This is a genomic window from Pseudomonas sp. DP-17 (assembly GCF_022380625.1).
GTDB lineage: Bacteria > Pseudomonadota > Gammaproteobacteria > Pseudomonadales > Pseudomonadaceae > Pseudomonas > Pseudomonas nitroreducens_A.
On the sequence record NZ_JAKSXG010000014.1, the window covers coordinates 338,324 to 354,638 of the forward strand.

The 16,315-nt window shown below is 64.6% G+C and carries 15 protein-coding genes; 8 read left to right on the forward strand and 7 right to left on the reverse strand.

The window, feature by feature from the left end; genetic code table 11:
• Positions 1-8: 8 nt before the first annotated feature.
• On the reverse strand, positions 9-2,582 hold the full coding sequence (gene mutS / locus MJ122_RS23705; RefSeq protein ID WP_239746221.1) for a DNA mismatch repair protein MutS: 2,574 nt from the start codon (positions 2,580-2,582) through the stop codon (positions 9-11).
• An 82-nt stretch (positions 2,583-2,664) separates the two neighbouring features.
• Between mutS and MJ122_RS23710 the strand changes: the two genes are divergently transcribed.
• The 3 genes from MJ122_RS23710 to recX all read left to right on the forward strand — a co-directional run bounded on the left by MJ122_RS23710 (position 2,665) and on the right by recX (position 4,789).
• Positions 2,665-3,177 (forward strand): CinA family protein, encoded by a 513-nt coding sequence (locus tag MJ122_RS23710; protein WP_239746222.1) that lies wholly within the window; start codon positions 2,665-2,667, stop codon positions 3,175-3,177.
• Positions 3,178-3,262: 85 nt separating this feature from the next.
• Positions 3,263-4,318: a recombinase RecA gene (gene recA, locus MJ122_RS23715; protein WP_081517917.1), complete on the forward strand. Its 1,056-nt coding sequence runs from the start codon at positions 3,263-3,265 to the stop codon at positions 4,316-4,318.
• Between the two features lie 6 nt (positions 4,319-4,324).
• Positions 4,325-4,789, forward strand: coding sequence for a recombination regulator RecX (recX, locus tag MJ122_RS23720; RefSeq protein ID WP_088417976.1), 465 nt, complete (start codon positions 4,325-4,327; stop codon positions 4,787-4,789).
• A gap of 50 nt (positions 4,790-4,839) precedes the next feature.
• Here recX and MJ122_RS23725 read toward each other — a convergent pair whose 3' ends face one another.
• On the reverse strand, positions 4,840-5,913 hold the full coding sequence (locus MJ122_RS23725) for an LOG family protein (protein ID WP_017518008.1): 1,074 nt from the start codon (positions 5,911-5,913) through the stop codon (positions 4,840-4,842).
• Between the two features lie 167 nt (positions 5,914-6,080).
• On the reverse strand, positions 6,081-7,502 hold the full coding sequence (locus MJ122_RS23730) for an MBL fold metallo-hydrolase (protein ID WP_088417977.1): 1,422 nt from the start codon (positions 7,500-7,502) through the stop codon (positions 6,081-6,083).
• 125 nt (positions 7,503-7,627) lie between these two features.
• On the opposite strand from MJ122_RS23730, the gene MJ122_RS23735 reads away from it, so the two are divergent.
• Positions 7,628-10,033 carry a xylulose 5-phosphate 3-epimerase gene (locus MJ122_RS23735; protein WP_239746223.1) on the forward strand — a complete coding sequence of 802 codons (2,406 nt, stop codon included), beginning with the start codon at positions 7,628-7,630 and terminating at the stop codon, positions 10,031-10,033.
• Between the two features lie 40 nt (positions 10,034-10,073).
• On the opposite strand, the gene MJ122_RS23740 is transcribed toward MJ122_RS23735, so the two are convergent.
• Complete coding sequence (locus tag MJ122_RS23740) at positions 10,074-10,289, reverse strand: DUF3820 family protein (protein ID WP_017518005.1); 216 nt, start codon at positions 10,287-10,289, stop codon at positions 10,074-10,076.
• A gap of 9 nt (positions 10,290-10,298) precedes the next feature.
• On the reverse strand, positions 10,299-10,706 hold the full coding sequence (locus MJ122_RS23745; RefSeq protein WP_017518004.1) for a quorum-sensing-regulated virulence factor family protein: 408 nt from the start codon (positions 10,704-10,706) through the stop codon (positions 10,299-10,301).
• A gap of 303 nt (positions 10,707-11,009) precedes the next feature.
• Between MJ122_RS23745 and MJ122_RS23750 the strand changes: the two genes are divergently transcribed.
• A complete protein-coding gene (locus tag MJ122_RS23750) occupies positions 11,010-11,726 on the forward strand; it encodes a tRNA-uridine aminocarboxypropyltransferase (RefSeq protein ID WP_239746224.1) in 717 nt (238 codons plus the stop codon).
• Positions 11,727-11,851: 125 nt separating this feature from the next.
• On the opposite strand, the gene MJ122_RS23755 is transcribed toward MJ122_RS23750, so the two are convergent.
• Positions 11,852-12,736 carry a DMT family transporter gene (locus MJ122_RS23755; RefSeq protein ID WP_239746225.1) on the reverse strand — a complete coding sequence of 295 codons (885 nt, stop codon included), beginning with the start codon at positions 12,734-12,736 and terminating at the stop codon, positions 11,852-11,854.
• Positions 12,737-13,000: 264 nt separating this feature from the next.
• On the opposite strand from MJ122_RS23755, the gene erdR reads away from it, so the two are divergent.
• On the forward strand, positions 13,001-13,651 hold the full coding sequence (erdR, locus tag MJ122_RS23760; protein WP_239746226.1) for a response regulator transcription factor ErdR: 651 nt from the start codon (positions 13,001-13,003) through the stop codon (positions 13,649-13,651).
• A gap of 107 nt (positions 13,652-13,758) precedes the next feature.
• Positions 13,759-14,130 carry a diacylglycerol kinase gene (locus tag MJ122_RS23765; RefSeq protein ID WP_088417982.1) on the forward strand — a complete coding sequence of 124 codons (372 nt, stop codon included), beginning with the start codon at positions 13,759-13,761 and terminating at the stop codon, positions 14,128-14,130.
• A gap of 110 nt (positions 14,131-14,240) precedes the next feature.
• Here the strand turns inward: MJ122_RS23765 and MJ122_RS23770 are convergent, their stop codons facing one another.
• Positions 14,241-15,167, reverse strand: a complete 927-nt coding sequence (locus tag MJ122_RS23770; protein ID WP_239746227.1) for a LysR family transcriptional regulator — start codon at positions 15,165-15,167, stop codon at positions 14,241-14,243.
• Between the two features lie 221 nt (positions 15,168-15,388).
• Here MJ122_RS23770 and fpr point away from each other — a divergent pair, with 221 nt between their 5' ends.
• The gene (fpr, locus tag MJ122_RS23775) at positions 15,389-16,165 is read left to right on the forward strand and encodes a ferredoxin-NADP reductase (RefSeq protein WP_017517998.1); all 777 of its coding nucleotides are present in this window, start codon (positions 15,389-15,391) and stop codon (positions 16,163-16,165) included.
• Positions 16,166-16,315: the final 150 nt, after the last annotated feature.

A 16,315-nucleotide genomic window follows, 5' to 3' on the forward strand; every position in this document is an offset into this window, starting at 1 on the left:
GTGGTCCGTCAGACCCGCATCTTCCATGCATATAACAATTCGAGAGCTTGACGCGGCGTCAGGTCATCGGGGCTGACACGCATCAGCTCTTCGACTATTGGGTGCGGCAGGCTGGCGAACAGGTCGCTCTGCAGTGGCGCCGGGCTTTTCGGATCGCTCGAGCGCGGTGCTTCGTGAGGCAGGCTGGTGGTCTCCAGGCGCGACAGATGCTCGCGGGCGCGCTGAATTACCGCACCCGGCACGCCGGCCAGTTGGGCGACGGCCAGGCCGTAACTCTGGCTGGCCGGCCCCGGCAGTACATGGTGCAGGAACACGATGCGCTCGTTGTGTTCGGTGGCGTTCAAGTGAACGTTGGCCACCGCAGGCTCGCTTTCGGGCAGCACGGTCAGCTCGAAATAATGAGTCGCGAACAAAGTGAATGCGCGCAGTCTGGCCAGATGTTCAGCGGCGGACCATGCCAGCGACAGGCCGTCGAAGGTGCTGGTGCCGCGGCCCACTTCATCCATGAGGACCAGGCTGCGGTCGCTGGCGTTATGCAGGATATTCGCGGTTTCGCTCATTTCCACCATGAAGGTGGAGCGACCGCCGGCGAGGTCGTCGGACGAGCCAATCCGGGTGAAGATGCGATCCACGAGAGACAGTTCGCAACGCGCGGCCGGTACGAAGCTGCCGATGTGCGCAAGCAGCACGATCAGCGCCGTTTGCCGCATATAGGTTGATTTACCACCCATGTTCGGGCCAGTAATCACCAGCATGCGGGTGTCCTCGTCGAGGTTCAGGTCGTTGGCGACGAAGGGTGTATCCAGCACCTGCTCGACCACCGGGTGGCGGCCCTGCTCGATGAGGATGCCGGACTCTTCGACGAAGCGCGGGCGGTTCAGGTCGAGGTTCAGCGCGCGCTCGGCCAGGTTGGACAGCACGTCCAGTTCGGCCAGGGCGGCGGCAGTATCCTGCAGCGGTGCCAGTTGGCCGATCAGCAGTTCCAGCAGTTCTTCGTAGAGCTGCTTCTCGCGAGCCAGGGCGCGGCTCTGGGCTGACAGTGCCTTGTCTTCGAAGGCTTTAAGTTCCGGGGTGATGAAGCGCTCTGCGCCCTTCAGGGTCTGGCGACGGATGTAGTCGGCCGGAGCCTGTTCGGCCTGCACACGAGGCAGTTCGATGTAGTAACCGTGGATGCGGTTGTACCCGACTTTCAGATTCGGCAGTCCGGTGCGGGCCTTTTCGCGAGTCTCGAGGTCCATCAGATACTGCCCCGCGTTCTCGCTGAGCATCTGCAGTTCGTCCAGCTCGGCATCGTAGCCGCGGGCAATGACGCCGCCGTCGCGGATCACGGCTGGCGGGTTCTCGATGACTGCGCGGGCCAGCAGGTCCGCCAGTTCCGGGTAGGTGCGAATGCTGTTGGCAAGTTCGCCCAGATGCGGAGCCTCAAGCTCGGTCATGCCGCTTTGCAATGCGGGTAACGCCGCGAGGGCATCTCGCAGGCGGGCCAGATCGCGAGGGCGGGCGTTGCGCAGACCTATACGGGCGAGGATGCGCTCGACGTCGCCGATTTCCTTCAGTTGCGGCTGAAGGATTTCGAAGCGATAGCGCTCCAGCAGGCAGGTGATGGAGTCCTGGCGGGCTTCGAGCACGGCGCGGTCGCGCAACGGGCGGTTCAGCCAGCGGGTCAGCAGTCGGCTTCCCATGGCAGTCTGGCAGCGGTCGACCACCGATTGCAGGGTGTTGTCGCGACCGCCTGCGAGGTTGATGTCCAGCTCAAGGTTGCGACGGGTGGCGCCGTCGAGGATCACAGTGTCGTCGATACGCTCATGACGCAGGCTGCGCAGGTGGGGCAGGGCGGTGCGCTGGGTTTCCTTGGCGTAGGTCAGCAAGCAGCCGGCGGCGCCGATGGCCAGGGTCAGCTCCTGGCAGCCGAAGCCCTTGAGGTCCTGTACGCCGAATTGCTGGCACAGGCTCTTTTTCGCCGAGTCGCGATCGAAGTCCCAGGGTGCGCGGCGGTGCGAGCCCCGTCGCTTTTCCGCCGGAAGGCCCTGTGGCCAATCGTCGGGGATCAGCAGCTCGGCGGGATTCAGGCGTTCCAGTTCGGCCAGCAGGGTCTCCCAGCCTTTTATTTCCTGGACGTTGAAGCGGCCGCTGGTGATGTCCAGAACGGCCAGGCCGAACAGGCGCTCATCGCCCAGTACGGCGGCGATCAGGTTGTCGCGGCGCTCGTCGAGCAGCGCTTCGTCACTGACGGTGCCGGGAGTCAGGATGCGCACTACCTGGCGCTCTACGGGTCCCTTGCTGGTGGCCGGGTCGCCGATCTGTTCGCAGATCACCACCGACTCGCCGAGCTTCACCAGCTTGGCCAGGTAGCCCTCGGCGGAATGGAAGGGAATGCCGGCCATGGGGATGGAATTGCCGGCCGACTGGCCCCGTGCGGTCAGGGTGATGTCCAGCAGCTTGGCGGCCTTCTTGGCGTCCTCGTAGAACAGCTCGTAGAAGTCGCCCATGCGGTAGAACATCAGTTGGTCCGGGTGCTGGTTCTTCAGCTTCCAGTACTGCTGCATCATCGGTGTGTGGGCGGAGAGGTCGCTCTGACTCATGGCTTCTGGCTGTCCGGCTTCAACATGCAAAAGCGCCTAGTGTACGGTATCCGCCTGGCCTTCTTTAACCCCGGAGCGCACTGTGCCCGTCACCGATTCCTTTATTACTGACCTCTCATCCCGATTGGGCGCGCGGCTCGCCGCCAACAGGCTGCGCGTCACCACGGCCGAGTCCTGCACCGGTGGAGGGATCGCCGAGGCGATCACGCGTATCTCCGGAAGCTCCGCCTGGTTCGAGGCGGGGTACGTCACCTATTCCAACCACCAGAAGACGCGCCAACTGGACGTGCCGGCCGAGTTGTTCGGGCGAGTCGGCGCCGTGAGCCGGGAAGTGGTGGAGGCGATGGTGGCCGGCGCCCTGCCGCGTAGCGGGGCGGATATTGCCGTGGCGGTGAGCGGAATTGCCGGGCCGGACGGCGGCTCTGCCGAGAAACCGGTGGGCACCGTCTGGCTGGCCTGGAGGAAAGGCGAACAGGTGTTCAGCGAACGCCGTCTTTATGCCGGTGATCGGGAAGCTGTACGCCGGCAGACCGTGGCGACCGCTCTGGAAGGGCTGTTGCGACTGGCGGACGGGGAAAATCCCATTCAGGGGTAGGCGAGCGGCTTGCCCTGTGGAATAATACTGGCTACTTATACAGTTGTTCGTGGCCGCCCGGCCGCCTGACTTCGCGAGGACTTCAATGGACGACAACAAGAAGCGCGCCCTGGCTGCGGCCCTGGGACAGATCGAACGCCAATTCGGCAAAGGCGCGGTCATGCGCATGGGCGACCATGAGCGCCAGGCGATTCCCGCCATCTCCACCGGCTCGCTGGGCCTGGACATCGCGTTGGGCATCGGCGGTCTGCCGCGCGGCCGTATCGTCGAGATCTATGGTCCGGAGTCCTCGGGTAAGACCACGCTGACCCTGTCGGTCATCGCCCAGGCCCAGAAAATCGGCGCCACCTGCGCTTTCGTCGACGCCGAACACGCGCTGGACCCGGACTACGCCGGCAAGCTGGGTGTCAACGTTGATGACCTGCTGGTTTCCCAGCCGGACACCGGCGAGCAGGCCCTGGAAATCACCGACATGCTGGTGCGCTCCAACGCCGTTGACGTGATCATTGTCGACTCCGTGGCGGCCCTGGTACCGAAAGCCGAAATCGAAGGCGAGATGGGCGATCAGCACGTCGGCCTGCAGGCCCGCCTGATGTCCCAGGCGCTGCGCAAGATCACCGGCAACATCAAGAACGCCAACTGCCTGGTCATCTTCATCAACCAGATCCGCATGAAGATCGGCGTGATGTTCGGCAACCCGGAAACCACCACCGGCGGTAACGCGCTGAAGTTCTACTCCTCGGTCCGTCTCGACATCCGCCGTACCGGCGCTGTGAAGGAAGGTGACGAGGTGGTCGGCAGCGAAACCCGCGTCAAGGTCGTGAAGAACAAGGTCGCTCCGCCGTTCCGCCAGGCCGAATTCCAGATCATGTACGGCCGTGGCATCTACCGTACCGGCGAGATCATCGACCTGGGCGTGCAGTTGGGCCTGATCGAGAAGTCCGGCGCCTGGTACAGCTACCAGGGCAGCAAGATCGGTCAGGGCAAGGCCAATGCCGCCAAGTTCCTGGAAGACAACGCCGAAGTCTGCACCACTCTGGACAAGGCTATCCGTGATCAGCTGCTGTCCAAGCAGACTCCGCCGACCAAGGCTGAGCTCGCCGCGGCGGAAGCCGAAGCAGAAGCTGAAGCCGACTACTGATAGCCGATGGCCGTCGAGCTCGATAACCCCGTCGCGGTGCGGCGGGTCGCCATGGACCTGCTGGCAAGACGCGAGCATGGCCGGGCTGAGCTCTCGCGCAAGCTGCGGCAACGCGGTGCGACGCAGGACCTGATCGACCCCGCTCTCGACCGTCTGGCGGAGGAGGGGTTGCTCAACGAAAGTCGTTACCTGGAGAGCTACATTGCCAGCCGTGCGCGAGCCGGATACGGTCCGGTACGGATTCGCGAGGAGCTGTCGCAGCGCGGTTTGCCCCGTGGCGAGATTGACGGTGCGCTGAATGAGTCGGACGTCGACTGGAACGAAAACCTGCGTGAAGCATGGCGCCGCAAGTTCGCCCGGCTGCCGCAGGATGCTCGCGAGCGAGCCCAGCAGGGCAGGTTCCTGAGCTATAGAGGCTACTCGATGGAAGCCATCAGCCGGCTTCTCAGTGGTCGACGATCAGATGATTGAACGATGAAGGCACCCAACAGGGTGCCTTCATCGTTTCTGCGTTCGGAAAATCAGCGCTCCCAGTTTTCCGGCTGGTTGATGAAGTTCAGCAGCTCCCGCAAGCGCCCCTGGTCGCGGCCATTGAAAGCAAAGGCCAGGCGGGTGAGATGGGAAAATTCCGGCTCATCCAGTTCGGATTCGCTGTAGGGCTGCTGGTGGAAGCCATCGGTGACACACAGGCTGCCGAATTCGCGCTCCAGCAACTGCAGTGCCCGTACGCTCAGCGGGTGATTGAGGCGGATCACGAAGCGGTCCTTGAGCCAGCGGCTGGAGTGGAAGTTGCTATAGAACTGGGCGATTTCCTCGGCGGCTTCCTCGGCAGTGTGCACCAGCGTCATCAGGTTCATGTCGCTGGGCAGGATGTAGCCATTGTCCTCCAACTGCTCCTTGATGAACTCCAGGGCGTGATCCCAGTAATGCCCGCCCGGCTGGTCGAGCAGGACCACCGGTACCAGCGGGCTCTTGCCGGTCTGGATCAGGGTGAGCACTTCCAGCGCCTCATCCAGCGTGCCGAAGCCGCCGGGGCAGAGCACGAGGGCATCGGCCTCCTTCACGAAAAACAGCTTGCGCAGGAAGAAGAAGTGGAACGACAGCAGGTTGCTGGTCCCGTCCACGATGCGGTTGGCGTGCTGTTCGAAGGGCAGGGTGATGTTGAAGCCGAGGCTGTTTTCCAACCCGGCCCCTTCGTGGGCGGCAGCCATGATGCCGCCGCCAGCGCCAGTGATGACCATCAGGTCATAGCGCGCGAGGGTTTCGCCCAGTTCACGGGCCAGGGCATAAACGGGGTGGTCGGCCGGCGTGCGCGCCGAGCCGAAAACCGTGACTTTGCGGCGACGCTTGAACTGCTCCAGGGTGCTGAAGGCGTGCTCCATCTCGCGCAGGGTCTGCAGCATGATCTTGGCGTCCCAGCGGTTGCGGTCGGCCTGGGCCATGCGGGCCACGGTGGTGAGCATCTCGCGGTAGAGCGGCAGGTTCTGGCTATTGCCGGGGGCAGCCAGTTCGGCCAGTTCCTCGATTTTCTGCGCAAGGTCGGTGCCGCTGGTCTGGAAGTGTCTGGAGAGGTAGTCGTCGGGTTCATAGGGCATGTTGATACTCCTTGTTCATCAACCCCTGATCGCCTGTCCATGGGCGGCGCCGGCCACGCAGGGTGGCTCTGGCGTTGGTGCATTGGCGCTTCGCCGCACGCGCAGGGTTCAGCAGGAGGCCAGCCCAGTCTGGCACGCGGGGTGTGACAGTCGGTGAGGCCTCGATTTCAGATGGCGATCCGGTCTCCAGGCTCCGGAATGTTGGCCGTCCAGTTCAGGCGATCCTGGAGTGCACCCTTGAGTGCATCCATCTTTTCCCGCTCGCCATGTATCAGGTATAGCTCGGGTTTGTTCTCGAAGTGGCCAACCCACTGAATTAATTGTGATTGTCCCGCGTGAGCGGAGAATCCGCCGAGGGTATGGATCTGCGCTTTCACGCTGATGCGCTGGCGCAGGATGCGCACGGTCTGCGCACCGTCGACGATGGCACGGCCCAGCGTGCCCTTGGCCTGGAAGCCGGGGAAGATGATGTGGCACTCCTCGCGCCAGAGGTTGTGCTTGAGGTGGTGGACGATGCGCCCGCCGGTGCACATGCCGCTGCCGGCGATGATGATGGCGCCGCTCTTGATGCGATTCAGCGCCATGGATTCGTCGGCGCTCTGGGTGGTGCGCAGGATTGGCAGCCACTCGCCGACCTGGGCCGTGCCGGTGCCGCGCATGTATTCGCGATCGACGTCGGCGATCTCGCCGATGTGCTGCAGATAGATACTGTTGGCTCGGGCCGCCATGGGGCTGTCGAGGTAGACCACCTGCTGCGGCAGGCGGCCCTCCTGGTAGAAGCGCCCGAGGTAGTAGATCAGGTCCTGGGTGCGGCCCACGGCGAACGACGGGATCAGCACGTTGCCGCCCTCGTTCTGCGCGCGCTGCAGGATGCCGGCCAGCTCCAGGAGGGTGTCGTTGGCATCGCGGTGGTCGCGGTCGCCGTAGGTGGATTCCAGCAGTACCACGTCGGCGCGGGTGAGCGGCGTCGGCGTGCGCATCAGCGGGGAGCAGGTGCTGCCCAGGTCGCCGGAGAACACCAGACGGCGGGTCGAGCCGAACTCATGGATTTCCAGCTCGACGATGGCTGAGCCGAGGATGTGCCCGGCGTTGTGGAAGGTCACTCGAATGCCCCGCGCCACGTCCACCGTGCTGCCGTAGCTGACGCGGCGGCGCTGGTTCAGGGCGCGGGAAGCGTCTTCCACCGTGTACAGCGGCGTGACTGGCGGCTTGCCCAGGCGCGCGCGCCACTTGTTCTCCCACTCGGCGTCCTTTTCCTGGAGATGCGCAGAGTCCATCAGCATCAGCTCCAGCAGGTCGCAGCAGGATTCGGTGGCGTAGATCGGCCCCTTGTAGCCTTCCTTCGCCAGGCGCGGCAACAGGCCGCTGTGGTCGAGGTGGGCGTGGGACAGAACGACGGCGTCCAGTTCCTTCGGATCGAAGGGGAAGGGCGTGCGGTTGGTCGCCTCGTTTTCGCGGGTGCCCTGGTTGCCGCTGCGCCCCTGGCGCATCCCGCATTCGAGCAGCACGCGGATGCCATCGCGGGTTTCCAGCAGGTAGCAGGAACCGGTGACTTCCTGGATCGCGCCGATGAAGGTCAGAAGCGCCATGTCGTCTCCTTGTGGGAAATTTCTTTCAGCCTTGCCCGATTGGTCGGGACGGTCGTTGATACATGTCAGCGCCCGTCCGATCTGTGGCGACCTAGACTTTCCGCTATAGCCAAGGGAGAGCCGACATGTCACAGATCCTGCCAAGCCCCGAGGAGCTTGCCGCCCATGCGGCAGTCGAGCCGGAATATGCCCGCTGGCTGCGAGGCCGTGGTCCGCTTCAGCATAGCGTGCAGACCCAGGCGGCGGTCTTTCGTGTCGCTCATCAATTGGTCCAGTACGGCCTGCAGCCTGATCTGGCCAGTGTCTATCGGCTATTCAGCGCGTTGGACTGCCTGACCTGCGCCGGCCTCTGGCTGGTGGTGCACATGACCTACGCCAGGCGCGTCCGTCTCGATGGCGCACCCTTGCAGGCCGAGGATTTCAAGGCGCAGCCCGAGGGGCATACCGGCGGTGCGCTCAACATGGTGCCGGCCTATGCCGGTTACCTCGCCCTGAATGCCCTGAGCGGCAAGACCCGCGGCTGGCTGATGGGCCAGGGGCATTGTGTGGCGGCAATCGATGCACTCAATGTGCTCACCGGTAACCTGCATCCGGAACAGGCCGCTGCCTACGGCGACGGTGAGGCGGGGCTGGACCGGCTGGTGCAGGACTTCTACAGCTACGCCCAGACGCCCGAAGGCAAGGTCGCCGCGCCGTTGGGCAGCCATGTCAATCCGCACACGGCCGGCGGCATTGCCGAAGGCGGCTACCTCGGGTTCGCCGAGCTGATGTATGCGCACATGCCGTTGCCGGGCGAGACCCTGGTCGCCTTCCTCTCCGATGGCGCCGCCGAAGAGCAGCGCGGCAGCGACTGGATTCCCCGTTGGTGGCGCGCCGAGGACTGCGGCGCGGCGCTGCCGGTGATGATCGCCAATGGCCGGCGCATCGAGCAGCGTACCGACCTGGGCACCCACGAAGGACTGGAAGGCTTCAGGCTGCACCTGCGTCGCTGCGGCTTCGATCCGATCAGTTTCGACGGCCGTGACCCGGCGGCTTTCGTCTGCGCCCTGTGGGAAATGGAAGAGCGTCTGCAACACCGCGTCGACGAGAAGGAGCGCGGCATCCTGCGCTATCCGCTGCCGATTCCCTATGGCATTGCCGAGACGACCAAGGGCTACGGCTTCTACGGTGCCGGCAGCAACGCGGCGCACAACCTGCCGTTGCCGGGCAACCCCAGCGTGGATGACGAAGCGCGCGACCTGTTCAACCAGCATGCGGCGCCGCTCTGGGTCGAGCCGGAAGAGCTCGCCGGGGCCTGTGGCCTGTTCGCTGCGTCGCGCAAAGGCAGGGTGCTGGAGCGGGACAACCCATTGGCTGTGCGTAGGCCCATCGAGCCTTCGATTCCGCCGCTGCATTACCGCAACGACGAATGCTCGCCTATGGCCGCACTGGATCGTTTCTATGTCGATCTGTGCAGCGCCAACCCGGACCTGCGCGCTCGTGTCGGCAACCCGGACGAGCTGGCGAGCAATCGTCTGGGCAGCGTGCTCAAGGCGCTGCGGCACCGGGTGAGCGAGCCGGAAAACGATCTGGAGGCGGTGGATGGCCGGATTATCACTGCGCTCAACGAGGAAGCGGTGGTTTCCGCCTGCCTGGCCAACCAGGGCGGACTGAACCTGGTGGCCAGCTATGAAGCTTTCTGCGTGAAGATGCTCGGCGCGGTGCGCCAGGCGTTGATCTTCGCGCGCCAGCAGAAGGAAGCCGGGCGGGCGGCGGGCTGGCTAGGCTGGCCGCTGGTGGCGACATCGCACACCTGGGAGAACGGCAAGAACCAGCAGTCGCACCAGGACACCACCTTCTGCGAAGCGCTGCTGGGCGAGATGAGCGACATGGTGCGGGTGGTCTTCCCGGCTGACCACAACAGCCACCTGGCTTTGTTGCCGGACATCTACCGCAGTCGCGGGCAACTGGCCTGCGTCGTAGTGCCCAAGCGCGAGCGGCCATCGGTATTCACCCAGGCCCAGGCCGAGCAACTGGCCCGCGATGGCGCGATCCTGATGGACGAGCACCCCGGTGCCGAGCCGTTGCTGCTGATCGCCAACGGCAGTTACCAACTGGCCGAGATGCGTCGCGCCGCGTTGCGGCTGGAGGAGGCGGGTTATCCTTACCGGCTGGTCTATCTGCAGGAGCCGGGGCGCTTCCGCGCGCCGCGTGACAATTGGGAGCTGCAAGCGCTGACGGATGAGTCCATCGCCATGCGGCTGTTCCCCGATCACTACGAACGACGTGTGCTGCTCACCCACATGCGCCCGGAAGTGGCGCGCGGGCACCTCTGGCCGATCCTGCCGGATGCATTGAAGACGGCGGTGCTGGGCTACCGCAACCAGGGCGGTACGCTGGACGAGGCCGGCATGCTGTTCGCCAACCGCTGCAGCTGGGCCCACGTGCTGGCAGCCTGCGCGCGGTTGCTGGACGTGCCGCGCAGCGCCTTGCTGGCGCCGGACGAAGCGGCAGCGGTGGCCGGCAAGGAAAACCCGGCCGTCCTGCGCTGACGGGCGCTGGCGCAACCGTCGGTGGGCGGTTGCGCGGGCCTCAACGCTTGAGCGGCTTGATCAGGCCGTCGAGGCCGTCGATCTTCAGTTCCAGGGTCAACTGCATCAGCCGGCCCAGTTCCCCGGGCGGGAACTGGCCCTTCTTGTAGAACCACAGCAGGTACTCGTCGGGCAGGTCCACCAGCATGCGGCCCTGGTACTTGCCGAAGGGCATCGGCGTGCGCGCGATCTTCAGCAACTGTTCCTTGTCGAGCATGGGTGCGATTTATTTCTTCAGCTTGATCTTGCAGCTGCCGGCGTCGAAGCGCTCGGTAGCGACCGGCGCGTTGGTCTTGTACTCGGTGAAGCTGTAGGTGAGGATCGCACCCTCGGCCAGCAGCTGGCGGTAGGCGGTGTTGCTGCAGACGCTGTCGCCCAGCTGGCTGCGCACGCTGTCGGGGTTCTCGCGCATGCGCTCGGCATGGCTGGCGCGCACGCTCAGGTGGTTGATCAACTGCGGGCCGTCGACGGTGTAGCCCTGGTCGAGGATGTCCTCGTTGATCGCGCGCGGAGTGCCTTCGCTGCTTTCCTTGGCGACCTTTTCCAGGGTCTGGGTCAGTTCGAAGTCCTTCTTCGACGCGGCATGCGCGACGGGAATGACGAGGCAGAGGGCGAGGGCGGTGAGGCGCAGCATGGGCATCTCCTGACAATGGTGCCGATTCGACCGTGGCGAACCTTCCGGGTTCGCGGGCCATTACAGCCGCCTATTGTCCCTGAAAACGACCTGCCTGCCGAGATTCGATTGCCGCAGGCCGCTATCCGGCCTGCAGGGTCGCCAAATGGGTCAAGGAAGGAGGCATATTCTTCGCCGTGCCGATCGACAGTCGGTGGTGCGAGGGGGCTAGCCAGGGCTCTGGTACAATCGGCGGTCCGCAACCATCGTCCCGTTTGAGCCTTCGATGTCCCGTCCGCTTTCCCACATCCCGGCGGCTGCAGCATGAGCCACGCCGTCGCCCGCCTTCGCGATGAGCGCCTGGCCCGCTGCATCAAGCCGTTTTTCGCCCGTGGCTCGCGCTCGCCGCGCTGCCCAGGTTGCCGCCTGCGGCCGAACTACTGCATGTGCAGCCTACGCCCGCAGGTCCAGTCCAACTCGGCGATGTGCCTGGTGATGTTCGACACCGAACCGCTCAAGCCGAGCAATACGGGCTGGCTGATCGCCGAAACCGTGCCTGAGACCTGGGCCTTCGGCTGGTCGCGTATCGAAGTCGACCCAGCGCTGCTGGCGTTGCTCGACGACCCGCAATGGCAGCCGTACGTGGTGTTCCCCGGTGAGTTCGTCCAGCCTGAGCGCGTGGTCACCACGGTGGCGCCGCAGGACGGCAGGCGCCCGCTGTTCATCCTGCTCGACGCCACCTGGAACGAAGCGCGTAAGATGTTCCGCAAGAGCCCGTACCTGGACCGCTTCCCGGTGCTGAGCATCACCCCCGACGCGCTGTCGCGCTATCGCCTGCGTCGCTCCAAGTTCGACGAGCACCTGTGCACCGCGGAGGTTGCCGCGCTATGCCTGGGCCTGGCCGGCGACCGGCGCGCCGGGGACGCACTGGATGCCTACCTGGATGTGTTCAGCGAGCGCTACCTGGGCTCCAAGCGCCAGCAGCCGCTGGACGAGCAGAGCCCGGCGCATCAGGCGTTGAAGCCCTTTATCCGGCACTGAACCGGATCATCGGCGTTCAACCTTCAGGAGCGTGCCCTGCACGCGATCACGCGCATGGCGCGTTCCTGCAACCAAGACGGGCGTAGGAGCGGACGAAGTCCGCTCCTACCGGGGAGTCTGCTGCCTCAGGCGGCCTTGAGCTCGGCCTTCTTCGGCCACAGCTGAGCGACCAGCATGCCGGCGAGCATCAGCGCGCAGCCGAAATAACCACGCACATGCAGGGTCTCGTTGAGGAACAGTGCGCCGGCGATGGCGGCGAACACGGCTTCCAGCGAGAGGATGATCGCCGCGTGGGAGGCAATGGCGTGCTTCTGCGCGATGACCTGCAGGGTGAAGCCGGTGGCAACGCCGAACAGGCCACCGTAGAGCAGGGCGGGGCCGGCCTGGATGATGGCGTCCAGATGGATTTCCTCGAATACCAACGCCAGGATCATGCTCACCACCGCACAGGTGGCGAACTGCAGGAAGGCCAGGCGGATCGGGTCGTAGCGGCTGGCGAACAGGCCCACCAGCAGCACGTGGCCGCCCCAGACGAAGGCGCCGGTCAGCTGCAGCCAGTCGCCGGAAGCGACGTGGAAGCCCGGCCCGATGCTCAGCATCGCCATGCCGGTCACGGCCAGTGCGCAGCCCAGCCAGGTACCCATGCCGGCGCGATGGCCGATCAGCAGGCCGAGCAGCGGCACGATGATCACATACAGGCCGGTGATGAAGCCGGAGTTGGTCACGCTGGTGAACATCAGGCCGACCTGTTGCAGGTTGATTCCAACGGTCAGCGCGGTGCCGATGGCCAGGCCGGCCAGGATCATGCCTCGGTTGAACGGCTGGGCGCCGCGCTTGCTCGACCAGGCCAGCAGCGGCAGCAGCGCCAGGGCGCCAAGGGTGAAGCGCAGGCCGGTATAGAGGAAGGGACCGATGGCATCCATCCCGAGGCGTTGCGCGACGAAGGAGACCCCCCAGATCATCGCGGTAAACAGCATCAGGAAATCGGCGCGCAGCGCATGGCTTTTCATCTTGTTCTCGTAACGGGCAGGAAAAAAAGCGGAACTCTGCCGCAACGACGGGCCTTTGGAAAGGGGAGGCCTGTGTCGGCGGGCACAGTGGCAGGGGCTTTCAGGCGAGGGTGTAAGTACTGCCTGGCATGTATTCGCGGCGGACACCGAGGGTGGTCTTTGCGTACAATGTGACAAGTAGTGCTCTATCCGTGCTCCGACCTTTCCTGCGCAAGCCTGGCCGTTATCCACGGCGGACTTAGGCGCGGCCTTCAAGGAAAATTCATGGCTTCCTACGAGATCCTGATCGCTGACGATCACCCGCTGTTCCGCAGTGCCCTGCACCAGGCCCTGACCATCGGTCTTGGCCCCGAGGCGCGACTGTCCGAGGCGGCAAGTATCGCAGAGCTGGAGACTCGCCTGAACGAGAAGGCCGACTGGGACCTGGTACTGCTGGATCTGAACATGCCCGGCGCCTACGGCTTCTCCGGCCTGGTGCTGTTGCGCGGACAGTACCCGCAGATTCCGGTGGTGATGGTCTCGGCCCAGGAAGATGCCGCCGTGGTGCAGCGCTCCCGCGAGTTTGGCGCCAGCGGCTTCATCCCCAAGTCCAGTGAACTGAGCGTGCTGCAGCAGGCTGTGCGCTCGGTGCTCGACGGTGAGGTCTGGTGGCCGCCGCAGGTGGATGCCGTGACCGAGATGAGCGAGGACGTGCGCGCTGCCAGCGCCGGTCTCGCCAGCCTTACCCCACAGCAGTTCCGCGTGCTGACCATGGTCTGCGAGGGCCTGCTGAACAAGCAGATCGCCTTCGAGCTGAGTGTCTCCGAGGCCACCGTGAAGGCACACGTCACTGCGATCTTCCGCAAGCTGAACGTGCGCACCCGCACCCAGGCGGCGCTGCTGCTGGCGCAGATGGAATCGGTGCCGGGGGCCTGAGGCCCGTCACATCCCGGCTTCGGGATGTCACATTCTGTAATGGCCTTGACCCCTTTTTGACGATCGCTGGTATAGAGTGCCGCGATCTTTGCCTGTGAGAACCGCACGTGTCCGCTTCCCCCTTCAAGGGCCAGACCGGCCTGAAACGCATCTTCAATGCCGCCGGCTATTCCCTGGCTGGCTTCGCCGCCGCCTTCAAGGGTGAAGCGGCCTTCCGCCAGCTGGTGCTGCTCAACGTCATCCTGATCCCGCTGTCGTTCTTCTTCGACGTCACCCGTGGCGAGCGCGCGCTGCTGATCGCGGTGTGCCTGCTGGCGCTGATCGTGGAACTGCTCAACTCCGCCATCGAGGCGGTGGTGGACCGGGTTTCGCTGGAGCGCCATCCGCTGTCGAAAAACGCCAAGGACATGGGCAGCGCTGCCCAGTTCGTGGCGCTGACCATCATTACCGTGACCTGGGCAGGCGTTCTTTTAGGCTGAAGAATGCTCGGCCGATCGCTCTGAAGGGCGCATAGCACGGCAAGGTATCCGCCGCGCAGGGCGGATCACCGGTTCCAGGTTATCCGCCCTGCACACAGCCCGATTTCGCGTCAGGGAATCATCGGCAGGACGATGTCGTCGCTGCGGGTCACCCCGGCGGTTTCGCTGCGGCACAGTTCGAGGAATTCGCGCATGGTCGCGGTCTGGTACTTCTGCCGGTGCCAGATGAAGTAGAACTGCCGACGCAGGTCCAGGTCGGGGGTTTCCACCGCCACCAGGCTGCCGCGGCGGAAGGCGTCGCGCAGGGCCAGGCGCGAGATGCAGCCGATCCCCAGCCCCGATTCCACCGCACGCTTGATCGCCTCGGTATGTTCCAGCTCCAGCCGCACGTTCAGCGGCTCCACGTGGTGACGCATGGCCTGGTCGAAGGTCAGCCGCGTCCCCGAACCCTGTTCGCGCAGGATCCACGCCTCCTCCGTCAGCCGCTCCAGGCTCGCGCGGCCTTCACGGGCGAGTGGGTGCTGCGGTGCGCAGAACACTACCAGTTCGTCTTCCATCCACGGCTGCACTGCGATGTCCGGGTGCTGACAGTCCCCTTCGATCAGACCCAGGTCCAGCTCGTAGTGCGCCACGCGCTGCACCACGTGGGCAGTGTTGTGCACGTGCAGGCGCACCCGGCAGTCGGGCTGGCGCTGCATGAAGGTGCCGATCAGCAGGGTCGCCAGGTAGTTGCCGATGGTCAGGGTGGCACCCAGGTCCAGCGAGCCGAAGGCGCTCTTGCCGTTGAGCATGTTCTCGATCTCGCTGCCCCGGTCGAGCAGTGCAACCGCCTGGGGCAGCAGCTGGCGGCCGAGGGCATTAAGGGTCAGGCGTTTACCCGAGCGGTCGAACAGCTTGCAGTCGAACTGCCGCTCCAGCTCGCCCAGCGCGGTGCTGGTGGCCGACTGTGACATGGACAGCGCCTCGGCAGCGCGGGAGACGCTTTCCTGCTGGGCGACGGCGACGAAGACTTCGAGCTGGCGCAGGGTGAACTTCATTCAGAGGGGCTCCGGAGAGGGCAGTGCGACATTTCGTCACCCCGGTGTAGGAAGCACCTGACGGTATCCTTTCGCGGCGACTCAGTGGCCTTATCTGTGTTTTGGATTAGCAATATCCAGATAATTTATTTTGCGGATATTGTCGCCGCCTATAAAATGTCGCGCAATTGCGCTACGTCCGGGATCTGCTGGGGTGCGCCACGTTTCTCTAGGAGTCCTTGATGAGCAACCTGTACACCGAGCGCGTTCTCAGCGTGCACCACTGGAACGACACCCTCTTCAGCTTCAAGACCACCCGTAATCCGGGTCTGCGCTTCAAGACCGGCCAGTTCGTGATGATCGGCCTGGAAGTCAACGGTCGTCCGCTGATGCGCGCGTACAGCATCGCCAGCCCGAACTACGAAGAGCACCTGGAATTCTTCAGCATCAAGGTCCCGGACGGTCCGCTCACTTCGCGTCTGCAGCACCTGAAGGAAGGCGACGAGCTGATGGTCAGCCGCAAGCCCACCGGCACCCTGGTGCTGGACGACCTCAAGCCTGGCAAGCACCTGTACCTGCTGAGCACCGGCACCGGCATGGCGCCGTTCCTGTCGGTCATCCAGGACCCGGAAGTCTACGAGCGCTTCGAGAAGGTCATCCTGGTCCACGGCGTACGCTGGGTCAGCGAACTGGCCTACGCGGACTTCATCACCAAGGTCCTGCCGGAGCACGAGTACTTCGGCGACATGGTGAAAGAGAAGCTGATCTATTGCCCGCTGGTGACCCGCGAAGAGTTCCACAGCATGGGCCGCCAGACCGACCTGATGCGCAGCGGCAAGCTGTTCGCCGACATCGGCCTGCCGCCGATGAACCCGCAGGACGACCGCGCGATGATCTGCGGCAGCCCGAGCATGCTCGACGAGACCAGCGAAGTGCTGAACAGCTTCGGCCTGCAGATCTCCCCGCGCATGGGTGAGCCGGGGGATTACCTGATCGAGCGTGCCTTCGTCGAGAAGTAAGCAGCGTCCGACGGTTCGGTCAAGAGAGCGCCGCGATTCCTTTGGAATCGCGGCGTTTTTTTATGGCCGAATTTCTTCCGGCGCTCGGATTTACGTAGGAGCGGACTCCGTCCGCGATGGTTTCCGGCGCGGTGCGGACTCATCGCGGAC